This window comes from Ensifer adhaerens, from assembly GCF_002007205.1.
Classification (GTDB): domain Bacteria; phylum Pseudomonadota; class Alphaproteobacteria; order Rhizobiales; family Rhizobiaceae; genus Ensifer; species Ensifer adhaerens_D.
In genome coordinates this window covers 667895-693094 of record NZ_LAZS01000012.1, presented here as the reverse complement: position 1 = coordinate 693094, position 25200 = coordinate 667895, and the positions used below count along the sequence as shown (strand labels likewise).

22 protein-coding genes and 1 pseudogene are annotated in these 25200 nt (G+C 62.1%); 11 read left to right on the top strand and 12 right to left on the bottom strand.

Features of this window, described 5'->3' with window-relative positions:
- Window positions 1-114: 114 nt before the first annotated feature.
- Window positions 115-438 (bottom strand): annotated as a pseudogene (locus XB14_RS28020) (ArsR/SmtB family transcription factor).
- Between the two features lie 182 nt (window positions 439-620).
- On the opposite strand from XB14_RS28020, the gene XB14_RS28015 reads away from it, so the two are divergent.
- A complete protein-coding gene (locus tag XB14_RS28015) occupies window positions 621-1322 on the top strand; it encodes a DUF899 domain-containing protein (protein ID WP_077966756.1) in 702 nt (233 codons plus the stop codon).
- Between the two features lie 18 nt (window positions 1323-1340).
- Here XB14_RS28015 and XB14_RS28010 read toward each other — a convergent pair whose 3' ends face one another.
- The gene (locus tag XB14_RS28010) at window positions 1341-1841 is read right to left on the bottom strand and encodes a DUF1801 domain-containing protein (RefSeq protein ID WP_419178631.1); all 501 of its coding nucleotides are present in this window, start codon (window positions 1839-1841) and stop codon (window positions 1341-1343) included.
- Between the two features lie 330 nt (window positions 1842-2171).
- Between XB14_RS28010 and XB14_RS32925 the strand changes: the two genes are divergently transcribed.
- From XB14_RS32925 to XB14_RS27990, 4 genes are all read left to right on the top strand, one after another.
- Window positions 2172-2633 carry a hypothetical protein gene (locus XB14_RS32925; protein WP_143348578.1) on the top strand — a complete coding sequence of 154 codons (462 nt, stop codon included), beginning with the start codon at window positions 2172-2174 and terminating at the stop codon, window positions 2631-2633.
- 677 nt (window positions 2634-3310) lie between these two features.
- The gene (locus XB14_RS28000; protein ID WP_077966751.1) at window positions 3311-4384 is read left to right on the top strand and encodes a porin; all 1074 of its coding nucleotides are present in this window, start codon (window positions 3311-3313) and stop codon (window positions 4382-4384) included.
- 324 nt (window positions 4385-4708) lie between these two features.
- Window positions 4709-5386 (top strand): GntR family transcriptional regulator, encoded by a 678-nt coding sequence (locus tag XB14_RS27995; protein WP_179119694.1) that lies wholly within the window; start codon window positions 4709-4711, stop codon window positions 5384-5386.
- A 318-nt stretch (window positions 5387-5704) separates the two neighbouring features.
- Window positions 5705-6334 (top strand): flavodoxin family protein, encoded by a 630-nt coding sequence (locus tag XB14_RS27990; RefSeq protein ID WP_143348577.1) that lies wholly within the window; start codon window positions 5705-5707, stop codon window positions 6332-6334.
- A gap of 30 nt (window positions 6335-6364) precedes the next feature.
- Here XB14_RS27990 and XB14_RS27985 read toward each other — a convergent pair whose 3' ends face one another.
- Complete coding sequence (locus tag XB14_RS27985) at window positions 6365-6799, bottom strand: winged helix-turn-helix transcriptional regulator (protein ID WP_077966745.1); 435 nt, start codon at window positions 6797-6799, stop codon at window positions 6365-6367.
- 180 nt (window positions 6800-6979) lie between these two features.
- The gene (locus XB14_RS27980; protein WP_077967798.1) at window positions 6980-7882 is read right to left on the bottom strand and encodes a LysR family transcriptional regulator; all 903 of its coding nucleotides are present in this window, start codon (window positions 7880-7882) and stop codon (window positions 6980-6982) included.
- Between the two features lie 164 nt (window positions 7883-8046).
- Here XB14_RS27980 and XB14_RS27975 point away from each other — a divergent pair, with 164 nt between their 5' ends.
- The 6 genes from XB14_RS27975 (at window position 8047) to XB14_RS27950 (ending at window position 15316) form a co-directional block, all read left to right on the top strand.
- The gene (locus tag XB14_RS27975) at window positions 8047-9243 is read left to right on the top strand and encodes an MFS transporter (RefSeq protein ID WP_234804159.1); all 1197 of its coding nucleotides are present in this window, start codon (window positions 8047-8049) and stop codon (window positions 9241-9243) included.
- Window positions 9244-9547: 304 nt separating this feature from the next.
- On the top strand, window positions 9548-10888 hold the full coding sequence (locus tag XB14_RS27970) for an ABC transporter substrate-binding protein (protein ID WP_077966743.1): 1341 nt from the start codon (window positions 9548-9550) through the stop codon (window positions 10886-10888).
- 65 nt (window positions 10889-10953) lie between these two features.
- Window positions 10954-11985, top strand: a complete 1032-nt coding sequence (locus tag XB14_RS27965) for an aldo/keto reductase (RefSeq protein WP_077966742.1) — start codon at window positions 10954-10956, stop codon at window positions 11983-11985.
- The gene (locus XB14_RS27960; protein ID WP_077966739.1) at window positions 11982-12923 is read left to right on the top strand and encodes a carbohydrate ABC transporter permease; all 942 of its coding nucleotides are present in this window, start codon (window positions 11982-11984) and stop codon (window positions 12921-12923) included. The genes XB14_RS27965 and XB14_RS27960 overlap by 4 nt, the downstream gene beginning before the upstream one ends.
- Window positions 12920-13735 carry a carbohydrate ABC transporter permease gene (locus XB14_RS27955; RefSeq protein ID WP_077966738.1) on the top strand — a complete coding sequence of 272 codons (816 nt, stop codon included), beginning with the start codon at window positions 12920-12922 and terminating at the stop codon, window positions 13733-13735. Before XB14_RS27960 ends, XB14_RS27955 begins: the two co-directional genes overlap by 4 nt.
- Before the next feature lie 381 nt (window positions 13736-14116).
- A complete protein-coding gene (locus XB14_RS27950) occupies window positions 14117-15316 on the top strand; it encodes a DUF882 domain-containing protein (RefSeq protein ID WP_419178645.1) in 1200 nt (399 codons plus the stop codon).
- Window positions 15317-15408: 92 nt separating this feature from the next.
- Here XB14_RS27950 and XB14_RS27945 read toward each other — a convergent pair whose 3' ends face one another.
- The 8 genes from XB14_RS27945 to XB14_RS27910 are packed head-to-tail and all read right to left on the bottom strand — an operon-like array spanning window position 15409 to window position 25200.
- Complete coding sequence (locus XB14_RS27945) at window positions 15409-16260, bottom strand: HpcH/HpaI aldolase/citrate lyase family protein (protein WP_077966736.1); 852 nt, start codon at window positions 16258-16260, stop codon at window positions 15409-15411.
- Window positions 16257-17474 (bottom strand): CaiB/BaiF CoA transferase family protein, encoded by a 1218-nt coding sequence (locus tag XB14_RS27940; RefSeq protein WP_077966735.1) that lies wholly within the window; start codon window positions 17472-17474, stop codon window positions 16257-16259. The genes XB14_RS27945 and XB14_RS27940 overlap by 4 nt, the downstream gene beginning before the upstream one ends.
- Window positions 17471-18520, bottom strand: coding sequence for an ABC transporter ATP-binding protein (locus tag XB14_RS27935; protein ID WP_077966734.1), 1050 nt, complete (start codon window positions 18518-18520; stop codon window positions 17471-17473). The genes XB14_RS27940 and XB14_RS27935 overlap by 4 nt, the downstream gene beginning before the upstream one ends.
- Before the next feature lie 30 nt (window positions 18521-18550).
- Window positions 18551-20650: an ADP-ribosylglycohydrolase family protein gene (locus tag XB14_RS27930; protein WP_077966733.1), complete on the bottom strand. Its 2100-nt coding sequence runs from the start codon at window positions 20648-20650 to the stop codon at window positions 18551-18553.
- Between the two features lie 16 nt (window positions 20651-20666).
- Entirely contained in the window at window positions 20667-21872 is a 1206-nt protein-coding gene (locus tag XB14_RS27925; protein WP_077966732.1) for an ADP-ribosylglycohydrolase family protein, read from the bottom strand.
- Window positions 21862-23283 carry an extracellular solute-binding protein gene (locus XB14_RS27920; RefSeq protein WP_143348576.1) on the bottom strand — a complete coding sequence of 474 codons (1422 nt, stop codon included), beginning with the start codon at window positions 23281-23283 and terminating at the stop codon, window positions 21862-21864. The genes XB14_RS27925 and XB14_RS27920 overlap by 11 nt, the downstream gene beginning before the upstream one ends.
- Before the next feature lie 49 nt (window positions 23284-23332).
- Window positions 23333-24235, bottom strand: a complete 903-nt coding sequence (locus tag XB14_RS27915) for a carbohydrate ABC transporter permease (protein WP_077967786.1) — start codon at window positions 24233-24235, stop codon at window positions 23333-23335.
- On the bottom strand, window positions 24235-25200 hold the full coding sequence (locus tag XB14_RS27910) for an ABC transporter permease (protein ID WP_077966731.1): 966 nt from the start codon (window positions 25198-25200) through the stop codon (window positions 24235-24237). Before XB14_RS27910 ends, XB14_RS27915 begins: the two co-directional genes overlap by 1 nt.

Genomic DNA, 25200 nt, shown 5'->3' with positions numbered 1-25200 from the left:
AGCAATTATGGCTTTTTGGCAACCGGATAGATCCGGCACCGGCGATCGGCTGGGCGGCAAGGCTAAATTCTGCGTGAACATAAGGTATTGAGACTGCCGCCCGAAACTCGCCCGCTATTCTTCCACGTCGGCCTTGAGCCTGTCGAGGATGTTGAGCGCATGCGCGGCATACTCGCTGATCCAGCGGTCGTGAATACGCTTGATCGCAGGGCATTGAGATAATTCCAGCGCTCCCGCCCTGCCCGCCTGACGATGATCAAGTCGGCGTCTTCCAGCACTTTCAGATGCTGTATCACGGTGCAGCGATCCATGTCTGCGAAGGCGGGCGCAGAGTATGCCCGTGGTGAGCGCCTCGCCCCTCAGGCGATCAAGCATGGCCCGTCGGCGCAGGTGTGCCAAGGCCTTGAAAATCATGTCTTCTTCGTTCTCGCTTGACATGTTATGTTTTTACAACATATTGGAAGTGGATGCAGCGGAGAAGGCGTGCCCATGAGGCCGGTCTTGAAGTCTCGCACGGCGACCAAGCCGGGCCGCCGCCGCTGTGATGCGAATGCGCGCTGCCGCCGACACGCGTTGCACCGACGCGGGCCAGCAACCCGCACAACAAGGGAGGATTGAGAATGCTGCCTAAGATCGTTTCAATGGATGAGTGGCAATCGGCACTCCAGCAACAGATTGCCAGGGAGAAGGCTTTCACCCGCGCACGGGATGACTTGAGCGCCCAGCGCCGTCGCTTGCCGATGGTAAGGATCGACAAGGAATATACGTTCGAGGGGCCCACGGGCACGGTAAGCCTCGCCGACCTTTTCGACGGCCGCCGGCAGCTGATCGTTTATCACTTCATGTTTGCACCCGGATGGCAGGCGGGCTGCGACGGCTGTTCCTGGGTCGTGGACGCGATGACCCATCCGGCCCATCTCAATGCGCGTGATACTTCTATCGTTCTGATTTCGCGCGCACCGCTGGACAAGCTGCAGAAATACCAGGCCCGGATGCAGTGGCAGCACCCGATCTGGTACTCCTCCATGGCCAGCGACTTCAACCATGACATGGGGGCCACGATCGCCGATCCGGATGATCCGAGCAAAACGAGCGAACGCCATGGCGTCAGCGTCTTCCTAAAGGACGGCGATCGTATCTACCGCACCTACTTTAACGGCGCACGAGGCGTCGAGTATCTCGGCAGCCTGTGGACGTATCTGGACCTGACGCCATACGGTCGACAGGAAACATGGGAAGTCTCGCCTGCGGGATGGCCGCAGACCGAGCCCTACGTGTGGAACCGGCGGCACGACGAGTATGGGACCGAGCAAGGCTTCTGATGTCTGCCGGCCAGGACTTCACATCCGCTCTCCCGGCAGCTCGCTGGCCTGTTTCACCCAATCCAGGAACTGTGCCTCGTCGAACTCATCCGCCTCGTAGATGTCTAGATAACGCACGTCCGGCTGTTTCGAAGCGCCGGGCGGCATCGGGCTGAACTGCGCCCCGCGGAAAAAGGCGACCTTCACGTACTTCGTCATGCAATGAAAGCTGAGGAACCAGACACCCTTCTCCATGCCATAGAAGGGAGAGTTCCATTTGACCGCCTTTTCGACATCAGGAACGGCCTTGACGATCAACCGGTCGAGCCGCTTGCCCAGGCCACTTTTCCATTCCGGCATTGCGGCAATGTACTGCTGTACCGGCGCGTCGCCGTAGCCCTTTGCGATCTGCGGATTGCCGCCGGAAAGCAGGACGATGCCGTCAGCCGATTTTGTCGGCGACGTCTTGCGCCACTTCCGCGCCTCTGGCGTATCGGATGCCGTTTTTGATGCGTTCTTTCCGGCTTTTTTCTCAGACACGCTTGCACCTCGATTGGATTTCGACTGGCACGCCGGTTCGCCTTGGTCCCGCTGCCGGGCCGATTCGCGGGACGCCGGCGCGGAAGCCATACCCTGATGGCGATACGCGAATACATAGCCATTTGGCTATTTGTTGGTCAAGGGTAAACCGCTGGTTCCACCTGATCGGCAGGGCTCAACCCGATTGGGAGCGCGCTTCGCCAAGTGTTGGCAATTGGCACGGCAACTCTCCATAGCCGTAGGTTCATGGCATGCAGACGTTCCGGCTTCGACCCTGAACGCTTGCGGCAGCGGCTCTCACGAAGAGCCGCCAATTTCGGGAATTCGAGCGTGCTCTCCACCAACTCCTTGACCGCCGGACAGCAACTTGATGCGATCGCCGTCAGGGTGCTGAAAGAACGAATTGTCATCGCGACCGCGAATGCGCGTCGATCCGTCGAAGCGCCCGAGAAGCTTGTCGACCATCTTCTGGACCAATACCGCCTCAGCCTGCATTTCCTCACCGTGCAACTGCCACGCCGGGACGTTCTGTTCCTCGCCATCGATCGGCAGTGCCCGGTCTTGCGCAAGTCTCTCGGGCGACTGAACGGCATTGTTGCAGGGGTGATCGAGAGCGGAATCCGCGACAGCCACTTCAAGGCACAGGATCACCGTCAATCTACTGATCTTTTCACGGTTCAAACGAACCCGATTTGGGATCCCGCAGCCGTCGTGGCACGCCTCCAGAGATCCGAATGCTATAGCCCCTATGAGCATGCCCGGGCGGCCGTGGACCGACTGATCCAAACATAGGCTGCCCGCACACACTGCCGCGCTCGCACTTTGCCCGCACACCTCCAGGTGTGCGGTGGCATCGGGCGATGCCTGCCGAATCCCAAAGTTCCCGGATAATTGCCCGCGCCAACTGCGGAAAAGGGCGTCGGCGAGCGTAGCCCTGCGCCTGCGCGGCAAGCCGAGCGTTCCCGACCCGATCGCCCGACCCGCAGCCGGCGCCTTCACGCGTGAGGGACAAGTGCCGGTCGATTCGCGTTGCTGCTCGCGCGCCAAAAGCAAACGCCGCCAGTCGCAGGGATGGACTGGCGGCGTTGACCACTTGGAGATCGCCTTCTTCTCAAGGCAGCGTCTTTCTAACACTGTGTCGCCTATTGTCAATACAGAATCTATATAATCTCAATTGATAATGCTGAGACAAGCGCAACAGGCGGTGCCAAGTGAATTTCAGCAGACGCGGACCATCAAAAGTGTATCTATTTTACAATATGGATCGCACAACCCGAAAAATTGAATTGAGATTCTAAATTTTATGAATTCACTTTCGATAAAATCGTGATACCCGATTGCATGCGCTGGCCAGCCGGAGATCGGTTGGCATCAACAACCACGGCGCGAAGCAAGCATGTCGCGGATCCGCCTCGATAGGTGACGCAGCCATCTTGCCTGATCGAAGGACCAACGAGAGGGATTTTCCCATGACGATAAAAAGCATACTTTTGGGCTCGACCGCTGCGATCGCAGCAACATCCAGCGTCCAGGCGGCGGACGCCATCATCGCGGCCGAACCGGAGCCGACGGAATATGTCCGCGTCTGCGACGCATTCGGCACCGGCTTCTTCTACATCCCCGGAACGGAAACTTGCCTGCGTATCGGCGGCTACGTTCGCTTCCAGACGAACTTCGGTCCGCGCGAAAGCGCTGGCCGCTGGGAAGGCAAGCCATCGACATCCGATTGGGATGCGTTCGCCCGCGCTCAGCTGATCCTCGAAGCCAAGAACGATACGGAATACGGCGCGCTCACCAGCTACATCGCCATCCAGGCGGATACCGACAACGATGCCCACAACAACTTCAAGCTCGATGAAGCGTACATCCAGCTCGCGGGCTTGCGCGCCGGCCACTTCGCCAGCTGGTGGGACAAGGGCCTGAACGGCGAAACCGACATCGCTGGCAACGATACGACCGTCTTCAACTCGCTCTCCTACACCTACGATGCGGGCGCGTTCCAGGCTGGTATCGCGGTCGACGAACTCGAAGGCGTGACCTCGAAGAACAACGGAGTTGGTGTTGAAGCCATCGCTTCCGTCTCGCTCGGCGGCGCCTCCTTCGACCTGCTCGGTGGTTATGACACCGAGGTGAAACAAGGCGCTATCCGCGGCCTGGTTTCGGCGGATCTCGGTCCGGGCGTACTCCAGGGCTTTGCCGTCTGGTCGTCGGATCCGAACGCTTACTGGTCCACGTCCAAGTGGAGCGTTGCGGCATCCTATCGCCTCAACGTCACGGACAGGCTGGCAATCACGCCCGGAGCGCAGTATTTCGGCGATCTGCGCAGGGACGTTTTGTTCAACGCAGCCTGGAGGGGCGCTGCATCGCCCAACGAAGGCTTCGGAAACGGCAATGCCTGGAAGGTCGGCGTCACGGCGGACTACAAGATCACCGAAGGTCTTGATGCCCGTGCAACCGTGAATTACGTCAAGGTCGACTACGACAAGAAGTTCAAGGACGACGACTACGTGACGGGCTTCGTCCGCCTGCAGCGCAGTTTCTGAACAAGCTGCCGATATGAAGGCACTGTGCCCGCAATCTGTATTGATTGCGGGCATTTTTGCGTGAGAAGATCGGCAAAAATTTAGGGGGTGGCCGGGCTCACTCAATCCACCACCGAATCGTCTGGATGCCCTTCGGGCTCATCCGGTATCGCAACCTGTCGATACAGTTTAGCGCAATAAAGCCGGCACCGATTGATTTGCTACTGCTGAACCATGTAAAGCTTATCAAACGCCTTACGAAAAATCGGGTCCCGGATGCCAAAGTTCAACTATCTCTCTCCCGCCTTGCAGAGCGAAGATGCCGCGTCGATGCAGAGCGCGTCCTTGAGCGGCATCGAGGCGAAGATTCACGTTGACCTCTGGAACGCCATCATCGACCGCAAGCTGAAGCCGGGCGTCAAACTGGAAGAGCTCGTGATGTGTGACATCTACGGCATTAGCCGCACGGTCATGCGCAAGGTTCTGATGGTCATGGAACAGGATGGGTTGGTTTTCCTCCCGCCCAATAAGGGCGCCTACGTCGCATCCCCCTCGCTGCAATCGGCTTTGGAGATGCTCGAAGTGAGCGAGGCGCTGCAAACGTTCGTCGTCCAGCGCATTGCGGCAAACCAGGCGTCTATCTCCTCCTCCCAGTTCGACCGGATCGCGCAACACGGCAAGGCGGAAGAGAAGGCAGAGACGGCGCATGACTTCCGGCTTCTGCGCCGTTTCGACATCGAGTTCGGGAGCCTGCTCTGCCTGGTCCATGGCAACGGGACTCTCGCCAGGGAATGGGAACGAAACGCATCCTGCCTCGCGCTCGCGCTTTCGCTTCACCAGACAGTCCAGCCCGCAGGCAGGCAGTCGGATTACACAAGCCAGATGCTCGCGCGCTTGACCAACGGGGATGCGGCGGGCGCGCTTGCACTTGTCCGCGACCGGATAGGCCAGCTGAGAGGCTCGCTGGATACCCAGTCCGATGGCGAGAATGTCAATCTGCGCGAGATCCTTGGCCTGCATTGACGATCCCGAACATGGGGGCTGGCGAGCCATCCCAGTCGTGTCCGACGTTCAGGATCACATTCTCATTCAATCGCTGCCCAGCTTGTTTCCGACGCATCCCAGCGCCCGGCCCGGCACGTGTCGAACCGGCCATCGCTGAGTTCGGCCCGGTGGCGGACGCCGGACGGCAAGATCTAGTGCTTCGATCACGCGAATGCGGTGCGAGATAGGCACCCCGAGGTGCGTACTTGTCAGCAGAGCCCCCAGCCGAATACGCATGCATCGAGGCCCTGGGATCCTAAGTCCCTCCAGGGTGCCCGCTGCATGAGGATGGTATCGATGAAGGCAATGGTTCTCTGTTCCAGCCCGCGACGCGACGGAAACTCCACGGCGATGGCAATTGCCGTGGCCGAGGGCTTGCTCGACGCAGGCCACGAGGTCGAGACCGTTCACGTCGACGACATCCTGTCGGCAATGCTGCGAGACTGTCGCCAATGCCGGACGCCCGATGGCGGATGCGCGATCGATGACGGCTTCCGGCAGGCGTTCTTCGGTTCATATCTTCCCGCCGACGGTTTCGTGGCCGCAAGCCCGATCTACTGGTATGGCGTCTCGGCGCAGTTGAAGGCGTTCTTCGACAGAATGTTCTGCTACGTTGCCGCGTCGCATCCGCAATCGGCGTCCGTGGTCGCGCAGATGACCGGAAAACGGATCGGCCTCGTCCTCAGCTCCGAAGAGACCTACCCCACCGTTTCGGCCGGACCGGAGCATCAGCTCCAGGAATTCTGCCGGTATACGCGCTCGACGTTCGTCGGCGTCGTTCATGGCCATGGCAATGCGCGCAGCGACATACATCGCGATCCGAGCGATCCAATCGGGCGCGCGCGCCTTTTCGGCCGGAGTTTCTTCAGCGCTCATGCCTCCGACTACCAGATCGACACGCCGCGATCAGGGCGCGTCTGGGCGTAGGAAAACCCGCACGGCAAGCTATATCGTTTGCTACGGCGCGCGGATCTTCAGTCGCCTGGCCGCGTTCGCCGCGCCGGAAGCGGCATCAAACTGGGCTCTGAAGCGGTCCAGCTCCGGAAAGTTCCGCTCCGCCCACCGGTCGAGGTTGATGAGCGTTTCGCTGAGGGATAAGCCGATCGCGCTCAGGCTGTATTCCACATGGGGCGGAACTGTCTGCTGGTCGTGACGCTGCACCAGCCCGTTGCGTTCGAGGTCCTTGAGTGTCTGGGTCAGCATCTTCTGCGAGATGCCGTCGACCTTGCGCAGCAAGGCGCCATTGCGCATCGAACCTGTCGCGAGCGCAGACATGATGAGGATCGCCCATTTCGTCGATATCAGTTCAAGCGCATGCCGCGCCGAGCAGGATGCGTCGAACACGTCGGGATTGCTCGCAGCCTGCGTACTGGTTTGCGGGGGCAGCTTCATCATCACCTCAAGGACGTGCCGTTGCGGCCACCGCTCTTTACGCACCACAGGTAGTGCGCATGTCCGCGGCCCGCAAGTTTCCAGGCGATGGCAGCAAACCACTGGGCGAAGGCATGGGGCTTAGGCGTGGTCCCGCCAGCCCAAAGGCAATGCATGTCAGGGACCGTCGAACCAACAGCGCTATGCCCAAGGCGCACCGTTCGCCCACTCCGTTCGAATGGCCTCGATAAAAAGCCGGACCTTGGGAGAAACGTGCTTCCGGGTCGGGTAGACGACGCAAACGGGAGGTTCATCGCGCTCGAACTCCTCAAGCACAGGGACAAGCCTGCCTTCCTTGATGTCGCGGCCCACCAGAAACGCGCTGAGCTGCGCAAGCCCCATCCCCGAGAGACAGGCGTCGCGAATTGCCTCGGTGTTTCCGAGGCGCAAGTTTCCCCGAATACCGACGTCCCGTTCCTCTCCGCCGATCCTGTAGCGCCAAGGGACAGGTACGCCTGCGTGTTTGAACCCGATCCGGTCATGGCGCGCCAGTTCCTCTATGGAGCGCGGCGTTCCTCGTTGCTGCAGGTAATCGGGCGCGGCGCAGGTTATCAGCCGATGGGAAGCCAGTACCCGCTGGATCAGGCGATTGTCGGTGGGCCCGCCAATACGAACGGCAACCTCGATGCCGTCGCCGACGATGTCGCGATACTCGTCCGAGAACGAGACGTCCGCCTCTACGTCGGGCCACTGTTTCAGGAACCGCTGGAGAACCGGAAGAATGTGCAGCCTGCCGATGGCGATCGGCAAGTCGACGCGAAGGCGCCCTCTTGGTGCCTGATGCCGTTGTGCCAAGGCGGACTCCGCATCCTCCACTTCCGACAGGATCCTGACGGCATACTCGTAGAAAAGCTGACCCTCCGCGGTGAGGCTGACGCTGCGCGTCGTTCTATGGATCAGCCGTGTTGCCATATTGTCTTCGAGACGCGCGACACATTTGCCGACCGCGGAGCGCGAGAGGCCGAGCCGCTCCGCTGCCAGGGTGAAACTCTGGTCATCTGCGACACGAACAAAGGCGCGCACGTCGCCGAGGTGATCAAGCATCACACCATCCGATTGGGGACGCTTCGTCCCCTTTGTGTCCATCTAAAGCCAATTTATCCGGATTTCAGCAACAGTAAAGAATGCCTCGCGCTGTCCCGCATGAGGACAGGACAACTTGGCAGGCGCCCATGCTGGCCTCGCCCAGGAAAGAAAGAGGCAAGTGAATGAAACTTCAGGAAGAAACCGTGGGTCTCCAGACGATGGAGGGCGCTGACAGGGAAAATTGGCGCGCCGTCTATGCCGCCGGCCTGTCGACCTTCTGTGTCGTCACGACCGAAATGCTGCCCGTCGGCCTGATGACGCCGATCGCGGAAGATCTTCAAACGTCGATGGGAACCGCCGGCCTGACGCTCTCGTTGCCTGCGCTGCTGGCCGCAATCTTTGCGCCCGCAGTGGTGCTCGTGGCCGGCAGGATCGACAGAAGGCGCATCCTGACCACCCTTCTTTTGCTGCTGGTCGTCGCGAACGTCATTTCGGCACTCGCCAGTTCGATCGGTTTGCTTCTGACAGCGCGCATCATTGTCGGATTTTGCATGGGCGGCATTTGGGCCGTTGCCGGAGGCCTTGCACCGCGGCTGGTGTCGAGCCGATCGATTGGCGTCGCGACGGCGATCATTTTCGGCGGCGTCGCGGCAGCTTCGGTTCTCGGCGTTCCGCTCGGCGCCATCATCGGCGACGCGGCGGGCTGGCGCATGGCGTTTGTCGCCATGGCGCTCTTTTGTGGCATCGTGCTGGTGGTCAACCTCGGGACATTGCCTGCACTGCCTGTCCACCAGTCCGTCCGCTTGAGCCAGTTCGGCGATCAACTCTTGAGCCGCCGGATTCAATTCGGTCTGGTCATCACGTTCCTGTTGGTGGCGGGCCATTTCATGGCCTACACATTCGTACGTCCGCTTCTGCAGATTGTTTCGGGCGTCGGCGCGGAATGGGTGGGTCTCCTGCTTTTTGCCTACGGAGCAGCAGGCATAGGCGGAAACTTCATTTCGGGCCCCGTCGCCGCCAGACGCGTCGGCGTTGCCCTGCTCACCATTGCGGCCGCTCTTGCCGCCGTCCTGTTCGCCTTTGCCTTCTTCGGAAACTCGCCTCTCGGCGGGGCGATCCTCCTCATTTTGTGGGGTTTCGCCTATGGCGGCGTCTCGGTCTCACTGCAAACCTGGATGATGAAGTCAGCCCCTTCGGACGTCGAAGTGGCGACGGCGCTGTTCGTCGCAATCTTCAACATCGGTATTGCCGTCGGATCCCTTGCCGGCGGTCGGGTTGTCGATCAATTCGATCTTGGCACGAACGTGCTTTTGGCGGGGATCCTGCCGTCCCTCGGATTTCTGCTCGCGCTGAAAGCTCAACGCCCGGCTACCGGCTGAGGCTGATCGACGACCGAACGCGTGGCGATCGGATAGTACTCACAATCTTCGCTCAACGGGATGGACCGGGATGGCTTTCATCTCGGCTCCGGCGGGCCGGAAACGATCTCTCGAAGAAATTCCTACTCCGGTGGCGGGGAGAGAGCAGGAAAATCATTCCGCAATAGTATATAAAATACATAGACTGTATGTGTATGTATCCAGGTTTCTCGCGCATGATGCTGCCAACAATGCGTGAGCCGGACCCGCTCCGGCCGCGACGGATGACAACGCTGGCCAAGCCCAGATTTCGACGGAGGATCCCATGTCCAGTTCCATTTTCGGCCAGGCCTATCGCCGTCGCAGCGTGCTGAAATCGTTCGCCGCCGCGGGCACCCTTCCCTTCATCGCGCCGCTTGCCGCCTCGACGGCCCGCGCGTCCGGCAACAGATACGCCGGGCGCTCGGTCAATCTCTTGATCATCCAGCCGCACGTCGTCACCGGCAAGAAGATTGCCGAAGACTTCGAGAAGCTAACCGGCGCCAAGGTCAACGTCACCGCGGTGCCATACGACCAGGTCAGCGTCAAGGCAACGCTCGACGTGCAGTCGGGCGCCAACCAGTTCGATGTCATCGACTATTTCTACACTTACAAGGGGCAGCTTGCTGAAGACGGCGTGATCGAAGATGTCACGGATCTCATCGCGCGCGACAAGGCCGAGATCCAGCCGGAAGATTTCATCCAGACGATCTACGACCAGTACACGCTGCATGACGACCGTCGCTACGGCCTGCCCTATGACGGCGACAGCCATCTCTTGTTCTATAACCGAGAACTCTTTGACCGCTACGGTCTGAAGGCGCCGGGCACCTGGGACGAATACAACGAGAACGCCAGGGTGATCACCGAGGCGGAAAAGAAGAACGGCATCTATGGCGCAGCTGTGCTCGGAGCCAAGATCCCGGTCATCATCCTCTCCACCTATGCCAACCGCCTCACCGGTTTCGGCGGCAACTTCCTGAAACCGGATGGCACGTCCGCGCTCGACAGCGCGGAGGCGGTCGAGGCGCTGAAGTCGCTGCTTGCGTCGGCACCTCACGCGCTGCCGACCCCGCTCGAAACGCGCTTCGAGGAAGGCCTGCCTGCCTTTCTCAACGGCAAGGCGGCGCAGATCGACTTCTGGACCGATCTCGGCGGCTATGCGCAGGATCCGAAGGGTTCGAAAATCGTCGACAAATGGGGCGTGGCACGCATCCCCGTCGGCGGCAGCAACAGGACGCCGCGTCTCGCCTTCAATGCCGGTTTCGGTTTTGCCATCACCAGCGGATCGAAGAACAAGGACGTCGCCTGGGAGTTGATCAAGTTTGCGACCAGCAGGGACTATCACGAACAGCTTCTGGCGCTCACCGGCTCGGGCATCGACCCGGACCGCCAGTCAGGCTTGAAATCACAAAAATTCAAGGACTTCCAGCCGCTCGTTCAGCCATTGCTCGATGATGGCGCACTGGAAAACAGCCTGGCCTGGCCGACTGCGGTCTATGCGCCAAAACTCGAAAATGCGCTGACTGACGAGCTCGCCCTGGCGCTCGCCGGCACCAAGAGCGCGGAACAGGCGATCGCCGATGCCCACCAGGCCTGGACCGAGATCATCGAGACCAACGGCTGATTGCTTGCGGGGCGGCGCTTCCTCCCGGCTCCGCCCCGCCATTTTTCTCAACGAGGCAAAAGACCATGAGCGCAAGATCCTTGCCGAAGCGCAGGCTCGGCCGAACCGAATTCGACATCACGCCCGTCGGTTTCGGCGCCTGGGCCATCGGCGGCCCCGATTGGGGCTGGGGATGGGGAAGCCAGGACGATACCCGGTCGATCGCCGCCATCCGTCATGCGGTTGAACGCGGCGTCAACTGGATCGACACGGCACCCGTCTATGGCCTCGGCCATTCCGAAGAGGTCGTCCGCGAGGCGCTCTCCATCATCCCGCGATCCGAACGTCCGCTGATCTTCACCAAGGCCGGGCTGATATGGGACCCGCACAACCGCAATGCCCTTCCCGCCCGCATCGGCAATGCCCAATCCATCCGTCGCGAGCTGGAGGCTTCCCTGAAGCGGCTCGGCGTCGACGTCATCGACCTCTACCAGGTTCACTGGCCGACCAATGACGGCACGCCGGTCGAGGACTACTGGGCGACTTTCGCCGAGCTCAAGAAAGAGGGCAAGGTGCGGGCGATCGGGCTTTCGAACCACGACCGGGCGCTTCTGGAGCGCGCGGCAAAGGTCGCGCCCGTCGATGTCGTGCAACCGCCCTTTTCGGCCATCAAGCGCCAGTTCGCCGAAGCGGACCTGCCTTGGGTGCAGGCGCATGGCAGCGGCGTCATCGCCTACAGTCCGTTGCAATCGGGCCTGCTCACCGGCGCCTTCACTCCGGCGCGCGCCCGGGCCCTCCCGAAGGACGACTGGCGATCGCGTGACGAGGAATTCTCGGGCGAAGCGCTTCACCGCAACCTGGCCTTCGCCGAAGGCTTGAGGCCGATTGCCGCGCGGCACGAGACGACCGTCGCAGCGATCGCTGCCGCCTGGGCGATCTCCTGGCCCGGCGTTACCGGCGCCATCATCGGCGCGCGCGAACCGCTGCAGATCGACGGCTGGATCGATGCTGCAACCATCGCGCTTACGCCTCGTGATCTCGACGATATCGAGGACATGCTGCTGGCGACCCGGGCCGGCAGCGGGCCGACGCGCCCGAATCTGGCACAGGCCGCATGACTGCGTTTGCCGTCGAAGTCCTGGAGCCTGACACGGCGGGCGTTGCCGCGCGCCGGCACGCCTTTTGGGCGCGTCTCGGTCGGCTCACCTGGATCGCGCCGGTCCTCGTCGCGCTTGCCGTCACGACGCTCTACCCGACCGTATTTCTGCTGGCCCTCGCCTTCAGCAAGAGCACGCTCGGAAAGCCGTTCCGCGGTTTCGTCGGCATCAAGCACTTCGCAACGGCGCTCCAGGATCCGGTCTTCCTTTCGGCCATCGGCAGGAGCGTCGCCTATGCGCTTGCGACCTCCATGGTACAGCTCGCGCTCGGCTTCCTGATCGCGCTGCTGTTCACCTCGTTGTTGAAGGCGGGCCGCTTCCTGATGAGCCTTGTGCTTCTGCCGCTGATGACGCCGCCAGTCATGGTCGGCATCGCCTGGAAGCTGATCTTCGCGCCGGCTGGCGGGCTCCTGAACGGCGCCTTGATCACCTATGGCGTGGTCTCCGAGCCGATTTCCTTTCTCGGCCATCCGACCCTTGCCTGGCTGGCGATCGGCGTCGCCGATCTCTGGCAGTGGACGCCCTTCATCGTCATTCTCTGCTTTGCGGCCCTTTCTACCATTCCCGAGGGTGTTCACGAGGCGGCGCTGGTGGACGGGGCCAACGGCTGGCAACGCTTCTGGCACATCACGCTGCCGCTGGTCGCCGCGCCGCTATCGTCGATCTATCTGCTGAAGCTCATCCTGTCGTTCAAACTCTTCGACCTCGTCTACATCCTGACCTTCGGCGGACCGGGCTTTGCGACGACATCGGCCGGCTTTGCCATCTATCGACGCGCGATCGAGCAGTTCGACGTCGGTCGCGCCGCAGCCGAAACGATGGTCTATGCGTTGGTCATCGGGCTTGTGACCTTGCCCGTCGTGCGGCTCCACCAGCACTTCGAGAGGCGCGAGCTATGAGACCTAGCGGACGACATCTGTGGCTTGGCCTTGCGGCAGCGCCGATCGTCGGCTTCTTTGCCCTGCCATTCCTTTATCTGATCGCCGTTTCGCTGAAGACGAAGGACGACGTGCTCAACGGTCGCTTCTGGCCGACGACGCCGACCCTTGCCAATTGGCCGGCAGCCTTCGAAGCGGCCAACATCCTCGGCTTCATCCTGAATTCCGTGATCGTGTCGCTGCTCTCGGGCCTCGTCACCATCGCGCTGGCACTGCCGTCGGCCTATGCCGTGCTGCGGCTGAAGATCGGTGGCAAGTGGCTGTCGGACGTGACGCTCTCGAGCTACATGGCGCCGCCGATCGTGGCGCTCATCCCGCTGTTTTTCCTGCTGAAGACGATCGGCCTGCTCGATACGCGCGCCGGGTTGGTGCTGATCTACAGTTTCGCCAATGTACCCGTCGCCTTCTGGCTGCTGATGCCGTTCCTGCGCCGCATGCCGATCGAAATCGAGCAGGCAGCGGCGATGGACGGCGCCGGACCGTTTCGCACGCTGCTGCAGATCGTCGTGCCGATCATCGCGCCCGGCATCGTCGCGACCTTCATCATCGTCACTGTCTTGTCCTACAACGAGTTCCTGTTTGCTTCCGCCTTCACCTTCTCCGACGCCACGCGGACCTTGCCGGTCGGCATCTCGCTTTTTCAGGGCGACCGGCTGGTGAATTTCGGCCAGATGGCAGCCGCCTCCCTGGCCGGTATCGCGCCGGTCTATCTGGTTGCGCTGTTCATGCAACGCTATCTCGTGAGCGGGCTTGCCCATGGCGGCGTGAAGTAGCCAGCGGACCGGCTGCGAAGAGGCCGCGCCGCAAGATCGACGCATGACGGCGTTGCCGCCGCATGCCTCGCCACCCGGCCGGCGCAGCGATGCAATTTGGGCACGGTTTGGCAGCAATTCCGTTTCCGGCGAGGGAAACAATCCGACATCAGGACGTGCGGCTGGCGGCATCAACCGCTTCTTAATCCTTTGTTGACCATAATCTCCGTCGAAGAGCCGAGCCGCCGGCCGTTGCCGCCGGTGGATTGTACCTCGTTTGAATCGGAAACCGCCGTGTCTGAGTATCTTGTAACCGCGTATCCAGAGCCTGCCTCGCCTGCTATCGGCAGGGCCGCGAAGCGTATCGCCCGGTGGGCTGCGAGAGTCGCCGCGACCGCGGCCATAGCAGCGTCCACGATCACCTTCACCAGCACCGCGTCTTCGGCAGAAGTCCGGTCACTGAAGCTGTTCTTCACGCATACCGGCGAACGCGCGACGATCACCTACAAGCGCGACGGCAAATACGACCAGAAGGGGCTCACGCAGATCAACCGTTTCCTGCGCGACTGGCGAAGGAACGAGCCTGCCCGCATGGACCCGCGCCTTCTCGACCTCGTCTGGGAGGTCTACCAGCGCGCCGGTGCGAAGGACTATATCAACGTCGTCTCGGCCTACCGTTCGCCAGCCACCAACAGCATGCTGCGCGGCCGCTCGCGCAGCACCGGGGTCGCCAAGAACAGCCAGCATATGCTGGGCAAGGCAATGGACTTCTACATCCCCGGCGTGAAGCTCACCCGACTGCGGGAGATCGCCATGCAGATGCAGGTCGGCGGCGTGGGTTATTACCCCACGTCTGGATCTCCCTTCGTGCATCTCGACGTCGGAAACGTGCGGGCGTGGCCGCGCATGTCGCGCCAGGAGCTCGCCCGCATCTTCCCGAAGGGGCAGACGCTCCACCTTCCTGCCAGCGGCGGGGCTTTGCCGGGTTATGACCAGGCGATGGCCGACTACAAGCGACGGGTCAAGGCCACCTCGATCGTGGCTGCAAACAGCGCCGGCACGGCCAAACTCAAGAACGGCGAATCCTCCGGCAACACGCTGCTGACTGCGATGCTTCCGACGCGCAAGAGCCGTGGAGAAGAAGCCCTCGAGCTTCAGACCATAAGGAAGGTGGCCGCCGAAAAACCGCCCTTCTTCGACCTTGCGGCGATCACCGTGCCGCTGCCGACGCTCCGCGCCACGGCCACGGCCACCGCCGCGCTCGGTACTGCTCCTGTTGCTGCCGAGCGTGGTCTCCCCACAAATGTCTCCGCGTTCATTCCCTCCTCGTCGTTCAAGGTCGCGCTTGGCGTGGGCATGATGCGGCCGCCGGCTGCGCACGAAACCAGCCTCACCGGCCCGACGCCCACGAAAGCCGAATGGACTATTCGCGATGCCGCGCTGTTCAAATGGGCGCTGGCGCCGGCCAAGGATCTCGAGCGGTTGGCTCTTCCGGCAAATCTGGAACTCTCCGTGGCAAGCGCCGAGGATACGCGGCGCGTTCAAAAAGGTGTCTCCCAGGTCGGCAAGGAAAAGAAGACCTTCGACACGGAACGTTTCTGATCCGGCTGAATGCGGGAACGCGGTCGCATCGGCTCAAGTCGATCCCGCATCTACCGACCGGCGTGCAGCCAAAGCCCGCTTACGGACATGCGTCAGCGAAGGTCGCCTGCCTGTTCGAGAACATGGCGCGCGCGTTCGATGATCGGCGTGTCGACCATCGTGCCGTTCAGCGCGAAGGCGCCCTGCCCCTCCGCTTCAGCGGCCAGCGCTGCATCGATCACGGTCCTTGCCCAGGCAATCTGCTCTGCGCTCGGGGAATAGGACGCGTTCAGCACCGGAACCACGGACGGGTGGACGCAGCTCGCGCCATCGAACCCATGGGCCTTCGCCTCACGAGCGGCTGCCTTCAAGGCATCCAGTCGCCTATAGTCCGCAACCGTCAAAAGCATGCCGAAGGACAGCTTGCCTTCCGCCTTGGCGGCAAGGTGGACCATCAGTTTCGGAAGTCGCAATACGTCTGGCAGCGGTTCTGCGCCCATGCTGGTCGCGATGTCTTCGCCGCCAGCGGCAAGGCCGACCACGCGGCTGACGCGGGCAATCGCGCGCGCATCGAGAACTGCCCCGGCATCTTCGAGGAGTGGCACGAAGGCGACCGGCGGCCTGCCGATCTGCCGCTCAACTGGTGCGAGATGCGCTGCAATATCCTCTAGCTCCTGCGGCGACCGGGTTTTCGCGACATAGAGACCGAACGCGCCGGCACGGCAGGCGGCCTCTGCATCCGCCATCCGCAGATCCGGCGCCGAATTGATGCGGACAAAGACGGTCGCACCACCGCGTGCCACCTGCGCCACGGCGTCCTTCAACCCATCCCTTGCGGCCTGTTTCTGATCCGGGGCGACTGAATCTTCCAGGTCGAGGATGATCGCATCCGCTCCGCGTTCGTGCGCCTTGGCGATGAATTTTGCGGACGAGGCCGGGACGTAGAGTAGGGAGCGAAGCCTCATGCGGCTTTACCCTGGAGTATCGTCTCGATCGCGCCGCGATCCAGTCCCGCTTCGGCCAGAACTTCCGCCGTGTGTTCCCCAAGCGCTGGTGCCGGCCGCCGCCAGACGCCCGGCGTCTGGGAAAGCCGCGGCACGATGTTGTGCATCGGCAGGCTGCCGAACTCGTCATCCTCGACATCGACGATGATTTCGCGCTCGGCGAAATGCGGGTCCGACGCGGCATCTGCGATATTGTAGATCGGTCCGACCGTCGCGCCGGCGTCACGCATGATCTTCAGCGCCTCGTCATGGTCGTGCCGGGCAAACCAGCCGCCAACGGCCTCGTCGACAAGTTCGCGGTTCCTGACGCGCTCCGAATTGGTGGCGAAGCGTGGATCCGCGTTCATGTCGGCACGGCCGATGATCTCGAAGATCCTCCGTGCGACCTGTGGCGTCGATCCGGACAGCGCCACGTACTTTCCGTCGCGGCAGCGGTAGACATTGCGGGGCGCGGCCGTATTGGAGGCGCTGCCCACGCGCTCCTTGATCTTGCCGGTCGTCTGATAGATCGCCGCTTCGGGGCCAAGCACCGAGAACATCGGTTCCAGCAGCGACAGGTCGATGACCTGTCCTTTTGCGTAGCCGCGATCGCGCGCAAGCAACGCTGTCACGGTGGCCGAGCTGCCATAGACGCCGGCAATCATGTCGGCGAGCGCCAGCGGCGGCAGAACCGGTTCCCGGTCGGGAAAGCCCGTTCTGAAGGCAAAGCCGCTCATGCCTTCGACGATCGTGCCGAAGCCGGGGAACTGTGCATAGGGGCCGGTCTGGCCGAAACCGGAGATGCGCACAATGATGAGATTGGGATTGCGGGCGTGCAGCGCTTCCGGCGAAAGCCCCATGCGCTCCAGCGTTCCCGGCCGGAAATTCTCGATAAAGACGTCGGCCGTTTCGATCAGCGCCCAGAGCGCTGCCATGGCCGGCTCATGCCTGAGGTTCAGGACGACGGAGCGCTTGTTGCGGCTATAGGTCTTCCAATAGAGCGAATGGCCGTCGTCCTTCCAGTCCCTGAGCGGATCGCCGGCCGGCGGCTCGATCTTGATGACGTCGGCGCCGGCATCCGCAAGCTGCAGCGACAGCATGTTGCCGGCAACGAGACGGGAAAGATCCAGAACCCTTGTGCCGACAAGCGGCCCCTTGGCGTCGGGATCGAACTGTCGCTTCGCAAATCCACTCATCGAAGGCGCTCCCCGGTGTCCTTGTCGAAGAGCAGAACCTTGTCGGCGTCGATATCAAGCATCACGTCCTGCCCGGCCGATAGCAGCTTGCCGCCATGGACGACGACCGAGATGTCCTCCCCGCCCATATCGACGACGATTTCCTGATCCTCGCCGGTCGGCTCGACCAGGCTGATGCGGCCCGGCACGCCGGTTGTGCCGAGCGTGATGTGTTGCGGGCGGATGCCGCAGACGACCCGCGTTCCCGGCTGCACCCGCCTGCCAAGCGGCAGCGAGACCCCGCCGCGCGTCAACGCCGTCTCGCCCTCGGCGATCGTCTCGATGAGGTTGATCTCCGGCGAACCGATGAAGCCGGCAACGAAGAGGTTGGCGGGATCGTTGTAGAGGTCGAGCGGCGCCCCCGCCTGTTCTATCCTGCCGCCGTTCATCACCACGATCTTGTCGGCCATTGTCATGGCCTCGGTCTGATCGTGCGTGACATAGACCATCGTCCGGCGCAGCCGCTGGTGCAGCTTCTTGATTTCACCGCGCATCTTCACGCGCAGCTTGGCGTCGAGGTTCGACAGCGGCTCGTCGAACAGGAAGGCGCGCGGGTCGCGCACGATGGCACGCCCCATGGCGACACGCTGGCGTTGGCCGCCGGAGAGCTCCCGCGGCAGGCGGTCGAGCAGCTTTTCCAAGCCGAGGATCTCGGCCGCCTCACTCACGCGTTTCTGGATCTCCGCCTTCGGCGCGCCGGCAAGCTTCAGCGCGAAGCTCATGTTTTCCGAGACCTTCATGTGCGGATAGAGCGCGTAAGACTGGAAGACCATGGCGATGTCACGCTCCTTTGCCGGCATGTCGTTGACGACCTTGCCGCCGATGGTGATCTCGCCGGCGGAGATGTCCTCCAGCCCGGCGATCATGCGCAACAGCGTGGACTTGCCGCAGCCCGAAGGGCCGACAAGCACGACGAATTCACCATTGCCCATTTCCAGCGAAATGTCGTTGAGCACGGCTACACTGCCATAGCTCTTGCCAACGCTTCTAAGCTCTATCTCGGACATGTTTCCTCCCTTTCTTTCCGCCTCGCCCAGTTAGCGCTCGGCGACCTCAAGCCGGCCGATCGACATGCGCCCGGCAGAGGCCATGCGAAGGCCAGCCATGCCGTAGCGCAGCGTCGCATCGTCCGCCTGAAGCACCCGCTCGCCATCGACGGAAAGCGTCAGCTTGCCGCCTTCGACAGTGAGATCGACCGCGTAGCTCCGGCCGTATTCGATACGGAACGGGCTGCGCGCGAGGATCTTCGTGCCGTGGTCTTCAAGAAGGATCACGGCTTCGCCGTTCTCGAAACCGGCGGCATAAAAGCGGCTCGTGCCCTGAGCCCGGGCCACCACCAGGTGCGAGGCACCCGAGTGCGGCTGAAGCTCGGCCTTGACACTGACGTCGCGGAGATAGGCGTTGCCGGTCCAGGCATCCGCGTCAGTGGCAGTATGGGCATGAATACGACCCTGCTGCAGGCTCCAATGGCCGCGGTTCCAGGTGAAGCGGGTGATGCCGCCCCATTCATGCGCTTCTTTCGCCGGGTCGATGACGGCGCGGCCCTTGCCGGAAACGGAGAAGTCGGCAAGGAACAGCCGACCGAGGAATTTCAGGCGCCCGAAATATTCGACCAGAATGCCGATCTCGTCGACCGCCTCGCCATTGCCGTCGGGGATAGTGAACGCGTAGTCCTGCCAGCCGCTGGCCGAAGGCACGTGCCAGGCGCCGGTTTCCTGGATGGTGCCGCTCATGGCGCGACGGACGTAAGGCGCCACACGCAGATTTCCGTCACCGTTCCAAGGGTCGAGCCACAGCTTGAACGTCACCGTCTGGCCGTCGTCGGCAAGCGGCGTGAACATCGGGCGATAGCGCTCGTCGTCGAAGTCGGAGCGGCGATAGAAGGGCTTCCAGAAGATGCGCCCGCCGTGGCCGCGCTCGAGCCGGTCGAGCAGGATTTCCAGCGATCCCTTGGCGTTCTCCGTGTGGCGCTCCGCCGATGCCTTGACGGCGATCTGGTTGAACGGCTCGGTGCGGAACCCATGGGTGGCGCCGGGCGCGTCAAAATCGAAGCGAACGCCGCGCCGCTCGAAATCCTCGACCCAGAGGGCCGGTGCTTCCCGCTCCTGCAGACGGAGCGCCAGCACGGTCAGTTCGCGCGCAAAGGAGGGGATGTCGACGACGTTGACCGTACCGGTTACGCCGGAAGCGACGACGAAATCGTTGATCGGCTTGCGGTACTTGTCCCAGCCCGGCTGCACCTGCTGGAGGGTGCCGACGATCGCACCGGCATTGCCGGCGTTGCAGTCCGTGTCCCAGCCGGCCATGGTGGCGATCTCGACGGTGCGCGGCAGATCACCCTGGCCGTAGATCAGGCTCATGATCAAGACGCCGGCATTCGGAATGATGTGGCAGACGCCGGGATAGCGGTCGTAGCCCCAATCCGCCGTCAGCATGTCGCGGCAGGCACGCCAGTCGTTCCGGTTGCCGTCGTGGAAGCGGAGTACCGCGCGCGAAACCTTGGCATAAAGGGAGTCGGTCGGGATCGTCGCGAGGCCCGTCTCGATCACGTCCTCGATGTTCTTGGCAACAAAGGCTTGGGCGATGGCCGCGGCGCAGAAGCGGGCGCCGTGTAGGCCCTCGCCGTCATGGGCGACACTTGCCGCACGGGCTGAGGCTTCGGCAGCCTTCTTCGGGTCGGCCGGATGCACCCAGCCCCAGCTGTCGATAAAGATCTGACCGCCGATCTGCTCGGCGACGGTGGTGCCGTTCTGGGCGATCGAGCCGGATTGCGGCGCCGGGATGCCGGCGCGCAGGTTCTGGTAGGCGGTATGTTCGGTCGAGTTGCCGAAGCCGCCCCACCAATACATGCCGTGTTCCTCGGCCGCATAGTTCAGCCAGGTCTTGCCGACCTCCTCGGCCGTCGCGCCGAGGCCGTAATCGCGCAGCGCCCGGATGAAGTAGACCGGACCGTTGGTGTCGTCATCAGCGGCGAAATTCTTGAAATCGCGCAGATATTCCGTCACCTCGCCATAGGTGTCCCGGATGCGTTCATAGCTCCAGATCGTCGGCTCGACGGGTGCGCCCAAGCGCACGCCGATCGCCTTGCCGATGAAGCCGGAATAGATGCGCTCGAAGATTTCTGTGGTGCTGAGCATCGGATACTTTCGAATTCTAGAGACTGGAAACCTGGGTGAGTTCGGGCGTTGAAAAGAGCCCTGCGCGCGCCTGCGCGCGCGCCGTTTCGCGTTTGCGGTCAGCCGATTGGATTGCGGTCACCGTTTCGGTGAAGGCATCGGCGGCGCCGAAGAGATCGAGCCTGTTGACGCGGTCGAGCTGGGAGGCCATCGACCGGTCGATGATGCTTTCGCCCTGCATGGCGCCGAGGATCGCGCCGGCCATGACGCCGATCGAATCCGTGTCGCGGCCGGAATTGATGCCGTCGACGATCGTCTTGTAGAAATCGCCGTCATTGACGACGGCAAAGCCGAGCGCCAGCGGCAATTCCTCGATCGCGTGCAGACGCGACGGCTGGTAGGCGTCGGTGGCAATGCCAGCCTTCTGCGGCGTGTGCTGGACGTCGTTGCCCATCGGCGAATAGCGGGCGATGATCCGGTGAAATTCGGCGACGACCGTCGGATGGTCGGCACCCTTCAGGGTGCGCGCAGCCTCGACGATATCGGCGATCGCATCACGCGTTCCGTCCTTGGCGACGGCAAGCGCCTCTTCGATGACGGTGTCAAGCGTGGTCCCCGGCACGAAAGCGGCGGCCACGGCAGCGGCGAGCACGCCGGCGGCCTCCAGGCCGAAGCTCTGCTGGTGGCCGGAAGCAAAGGCAATCGCCTCGTCATAGGCCGCCTTCGGATCACAGGCGTTGGCGACGCCGATCGGCGCGATATACATCGCCGCACCGCAGTTCACCATGTTGCCGACGCCGCCCTGGCGCGGGTCACAGCCGGAAAGCTGATGGCGCTGGAAGATCCACTTCTCCGGATAGAACAGGCGCTCGATCAGCATCGTCTCGCGCTGCAGCTCCGGCACCCAGCGTGGCGTCCACGCGATCTCCCGCACCATGCCCGAGGCCATGTCCCAGGCATCGAGGTGGCGCTTGACGTCGTCGTAGATCGACATGACGCAAAGGGTCATCAGCGTATCGTCGGTGACGATGCCGCCGCCTCGGACGCGGCCGTTGCGGGCCGCGTCGTTCTGCTTCATGCGGTGCCACTCGGTATCGAGCGACGTCACCCGGCCATAGCGCTCGCGGATTTCCGCGGCGGAGAGTTTTTCGACCGGCGCCCCGATGGCGTCGCCGTAGGCGACGCCAAAGAGAAGCGCCCGAACCCTTCCCCGAAGGGAGAGCCCTGCAGCATCATTTGTCATTGAGAACCGTCCTTGCATATTCGGTCATTTTCTCGCCGCCGGCAGCGTTCCATTCGGAAACGAACTGGTCCCATTGGTCCATCTTGGCTTCGCCGGAGACGAACTTGTAGACCCAGGCCCGGTAGACGTTTTCGGTGGCATCGATGTCGGTGGCGTATTCGGCAGGCCAGACGAAAGCATTGTCCGGCTTGAAGTCGGCCGAGATCGTCTTCAGCGATTGCTGTGCCGCCTCGCTCAGCCATTGAACCGGCGGCTGCCAGTTGGCGGCAACCAGGAAGCGGGCATACCAGGTTGCGAGCTTGTCGGTCGGTTTGATCGTCTCGCCGTCCTTGGTGTACTGCTCGCCCTCGAAGCCGAGGCGTTCGATCGCCTGGCCCTCGGGGCTGGCGATGAAGTCGAGCAGCTTGACCACCTCTTCCTTGTGCTCGGACGTCGTCGCGATCGCGAGCCCGCGTGCTTCCTTGGAAACGTCGAGCGCCATCAGGCCCTGGCCGGCCGGCCCCTTGGGCGGCGACAACAGGCTCAAGCTCACGTCCGCATGGGCCTGACGCATCTTGCCGCCATAGATGTCGAGGACCTCTGCGGAGGAACCGAAGATCACGCCGGCACGGCCGGAATAGAACTTGTCCTCCTTCACGTCCCACTTGGTGGTGATGAATTCCGGATCATAAAGGCCCTGCTCGCGCAGCGATGCGTAGAAGGCGATCTTCGCCTTTTCCGCTGAGGAAACGCGGGCATGGACCCATTCGCCGGCTTCGTTCTTCAGCCAGGTGCCGGTCACGCCGAAGGCCTGGTTGAAGATGGCATCGAGCTCCTGGGTGTTGTCGGCTGTGGTAACGCCGTAGCTGTCGGCCTTGCCGTTGCCGTCGAAGTCACCGTCCTTGATCGCCTTGAAGAGGGAGACGTAGTCGTCGGTCGTCTTCGGCGCCGCAACACCCGATTTCTCCAGCCAGTCCGTGCGGATGACCGGCTGCGGAATGCGCGGCGGATAGACATAGAGCAGGTAGGGATAGTTCTTCAGACGCTCGACATTGTGCGGGAAGAGCGCGTCCTTGAGATAGGTCGTCTTCGGCAGCCAGGTGTTCCAGTCCTCCAGCACGCCCTGTTCGGCCATCTTGGCGTCGCCGCCCTGGAAATAGATGAGATCGGGGATATCACCGGACAGAAGCATGGCGCTGAGCTTGTCGGCATAGCCAGAGGACGGCAGGTCGACGACCTGGATATGGATGTCGGTGCCCTTGGCCTTCAGCGCCTCCTCATAGGCCTTCATCAGCTTCACGTCGTCAGGATTGCTCGTCGTGAGATCCTTCGAGACGACGCGGATCGTCACCGGATCGGCGAAGGCGGGCATGGCGACGCTCGCCATCAATGCCATGGCGGTGGTTGCGCCAAGGATCAGTTTTCCAAGCATGTTTGTTCCTCCCAGAGTGCTTTGGCTTTTATGGTTCGGTTCAACATCGTCAGCCCTTCAGCGCACCGCTCATGGTGCCCTTGGTGAAGAACTTCAGAATGAGTGGGTAGATCGCGAGGATCGGTGCGATGGTGAGCAGGATCATGCCGGCCTTGAGCGCCCGAATGTTGATCTGGCTGGCACCGGTGTAATTGTTGCTGTCGACCACCCCGACCATGGCAAGCTTGTCGCCCTCGACCACGAACTGGCGCAGCACCACCTGCAGCGGCCACTTGGACTGGTCGTTGAGGTAGATCATCGCGCGGAAAAACTCGTTCCAGTGGAAGACGAAATAGAAGAGCGCGATGGTCGCAAGCGCCGATTTGGCAAGCGGCAGCGCCACGTACCAGAAGATCTGGAACGGATTGGCGCCATCGAGTTCGGATGCCTCGATCAGTTCCTTCGGTACTTCCTCGAAGAAGCGAACGAGGATGATCAGGTACCAGGCGTTGACGACCTTGAAGAGGATCAGCGACCAGTAGCTGTCGATGAGGCCGAGACGCTTGTTGATGAAATAGTCCGGGATGATGCCGGGCTCGAACACGATCGTCACCAGCACGAATACGAAGATGGCGCGCCGACCCGGCAGTCCCGGGCGCGAGAGCGCCCAGGCCATCAAGGCCGTCAGCACGACGCCAAGGACGGTGCTGACCAGGGTAATGAAGATCGAGTTCAGGAGGCCGCGCTGGACGGCCGAATTGTTGATCAGCAGGTTCCAGACCTCTGTCGAAAACCCGTTGGGGACGACCGTCAGGCCGCTCATGCCGGCAACCTTGCCCGGATCCGAAAATGAGATGGCGAGCAGATTGAGCAGCGGCTGGACCGTCAGCACGACGAGGAACATGAGCGTCGAGACGATGATCGCATATTCAAGCCGCTCGAGCGGCGTTCTGCGGACGTTGTGGGCGGCCATCACCATACCCCCTTGCCGGTAAGACGTTTGGAAAGAAGGTGGGCGGCGACGATCATCAGCATGCCGAGCACCGCCTTGAAGAGGCCGGCGGCCGTTGCCAGGGAATACTCGCCGGTCTGCAGGCCGATGCGGTAGACATAGGTGTCGATGATATCGATCTTGCTGCGCACCACGTCGTTGGAGAAGTTGATCACCTGGTTGAGGTCGGCGTTCAGGAACATGCCGGCATTCAGGATGAACAGCGTCGCGATCGTCGGCACGATGCCGGGAATGGTGACGTAACGGATCTTCTGCCAGCGGTTGGCGCCGTCGATCTCGGCTGCGTCATAGAGCTCCTGGTCAATGGCGATGATGGCGGCGAGATAAAGCAGACTGTCCCAACCGGCGGAGCGCCAGATCTCCGAGAAGACCAGCACCCAGCGGATCGAGCCGGTGTCGGTCATGAAGGAGACCGGCTGCAGTCCGAAGAAGCCGATGATGTCATTGACCGCGCCGTCGCTTGGCGAAAGCACTGCGATGAACACGCCTGCAATAACCACCCAAGAAAGAAAATGCGGCAAGTAGATCGCCGACTGGATAAATTTCCGGAAAGCGCCGCCCCGGATCTCGTTGAGCAGGAGCGCAACGATGATCGGGATCGGGAAGACGAAGACGATCTTCATCGTCGAGATGATCAGCGTGTTGACAAGCACCTGCCAGAAGATCGGCGAGGAGAACAGCGTTTGGAAATGCTTGATCCCGACCCAGATGTTCGGCGGGATGATGCGCAGTTGTTCAAAGGCGATCTTGGCTTCCCAGATCGGGAAATAGTGGAAGATCACGAAGAAGATCAGGCCGGGCGCCATCATCAGGTAATAGGGCCACCATTGCCGCACGCCTTTGGTGACGCTCCGCCGCCGAATGTTGGGAACGTTCCCATCTCGTGGTATGGCTGCCTCTGTCACAAGTTCGTTGCTTACCGTCAT

Excerpts from the sequence above, each read along its gene's own strand:
- XB14_RS28015 (WP_077966756.1), top strand. The coding sequence starts at position 621 with ATGCTGCCTAAGATCGTTTCAATGGATGAGTGGCAATCGGCACTCCAG.
- XB14_RS28000 (WP_077966751.1), top strand. The coding sequence starts at position 3,311 with ATGACGATAAAAAGCATACTTTTGGGCTCGACCGCTGCGATCGCAGCA.
- XB14_RS27990 (WP_143348577.1), top strand. The coding sequence starts at position 5,705 with ATGAAGGCAATGGTTCTCTGTTCCAGCCCGCGACGCGACGGAAACTCC.
- XB14_RS27985 (WP_077966745.1), bottom strand. The coding sequence starts at position 6,799 with ATGAAGCTGCCCCCGCAAACCAGTACGCAGGCTGCGAGCAATCCCGAC.
- XB14_RS27980 (WP_077967798.1), bottom strand. The coding sequence starts at position 7,882 with ATGCTTGATCACCTCGGCGACGTGCGCGCCTTTGTTCGTGTCGCAGAT.
- XB14_RS27975 (WP_234804159.1), top strand. The coding sequence starts at position 8,047 with ATGAAACTTCAGGAAGAAACCGTGGGTCTCCAGACGATGGAGGGCGCT.
- XB14_RS27970 (WP_077966743.1), top strand. The coding sequence starts at position 9,548 with ATGTCCAGTTCCATTTTCGGCCAGGCCTATCGCCGTCGCAGCGTGCTG.
- XB14_RS27965 (WP_077966742.1), top strand. The coding sequence starts at position 10,954 with ATGAGCGCAAGATCCTTGCCGAAGCGCAGGCTCGGCCGAACCGAATTC.
- XB14_RS27960 (WP_077966739.1), top strand. The coding sequence starts at position 11,982 with ATGACTGCGTTTGCCGTCGAAGTCCTGGAGCCTGACACGGCGGGCGTT.
- XB14_RS27955 (WP_077966738.1), top strand. The coding sequence starts at position 12,920 with ATGAGACCTAGCGGACGACATCTGTGGCTTGGCCTTGCGGCAGCGCCG.
- XB14_RS27945 (WP_077966736.1), bottom strand. The coding sequence starts at position 16,260 with ATGAGGCTTCGCTCCCTACTCTACGTCCCGGCCTCGTCCGCAAAATTC.
- XB14_RS27940 (WP_077966735.1), bottom strand. The coding sequence starts at position 17,474 with ATGAGTGGATTTGCGAAGCGACAGTTCGATCCCGACGCCAAGGGGCCG.
- XB14_RS27935 (WP_077966734.1), bottom strand. The coding sequence starts at position 18,520 with ATGTCCGAGATAGAGCTTAGAAGCGTTGGCAAGAGCTATGGCAGTGTA.
- XB14_RS27930 (WP_077966733.1), bottom strand. The coding sequence starts at position 20,650 with ATGCTCAGCACCACAGAAATCTTCGAGCGCATCTATTCCGGCTTCATC.
- XB14_RS27925 (WP_077966732.1), bottom strand. The coding sequence starts at position 21,872 with ATGACAAATGATGCTGCAGGGCTCTCCCTTCGGGGAAGGGTTCGGGCG.
- XB14_RS27920 (WP_143348576.1), bottom strand. The coding sequence starts at position 23,283 with ATGCTTGGAAAACTGATCCTTGGCGCAACCACCGCCATGGCATTGATG.
- XB14_RS27915 (WP_077967786.1), bottom strand. The coding sequence starts at position 24,235 with ATGGCCGCCCACAACGTCCGCAGAACGCCGCTCGAGCGGCTTGAATAT.
- XB14_RS27910 (WP_077966731.1), bottom strand. The coding sequence starts at position 25,200 with ATGACGGTAAGCAACGAACTTGTGACAGAGGCAGCCATACCACGAGAT.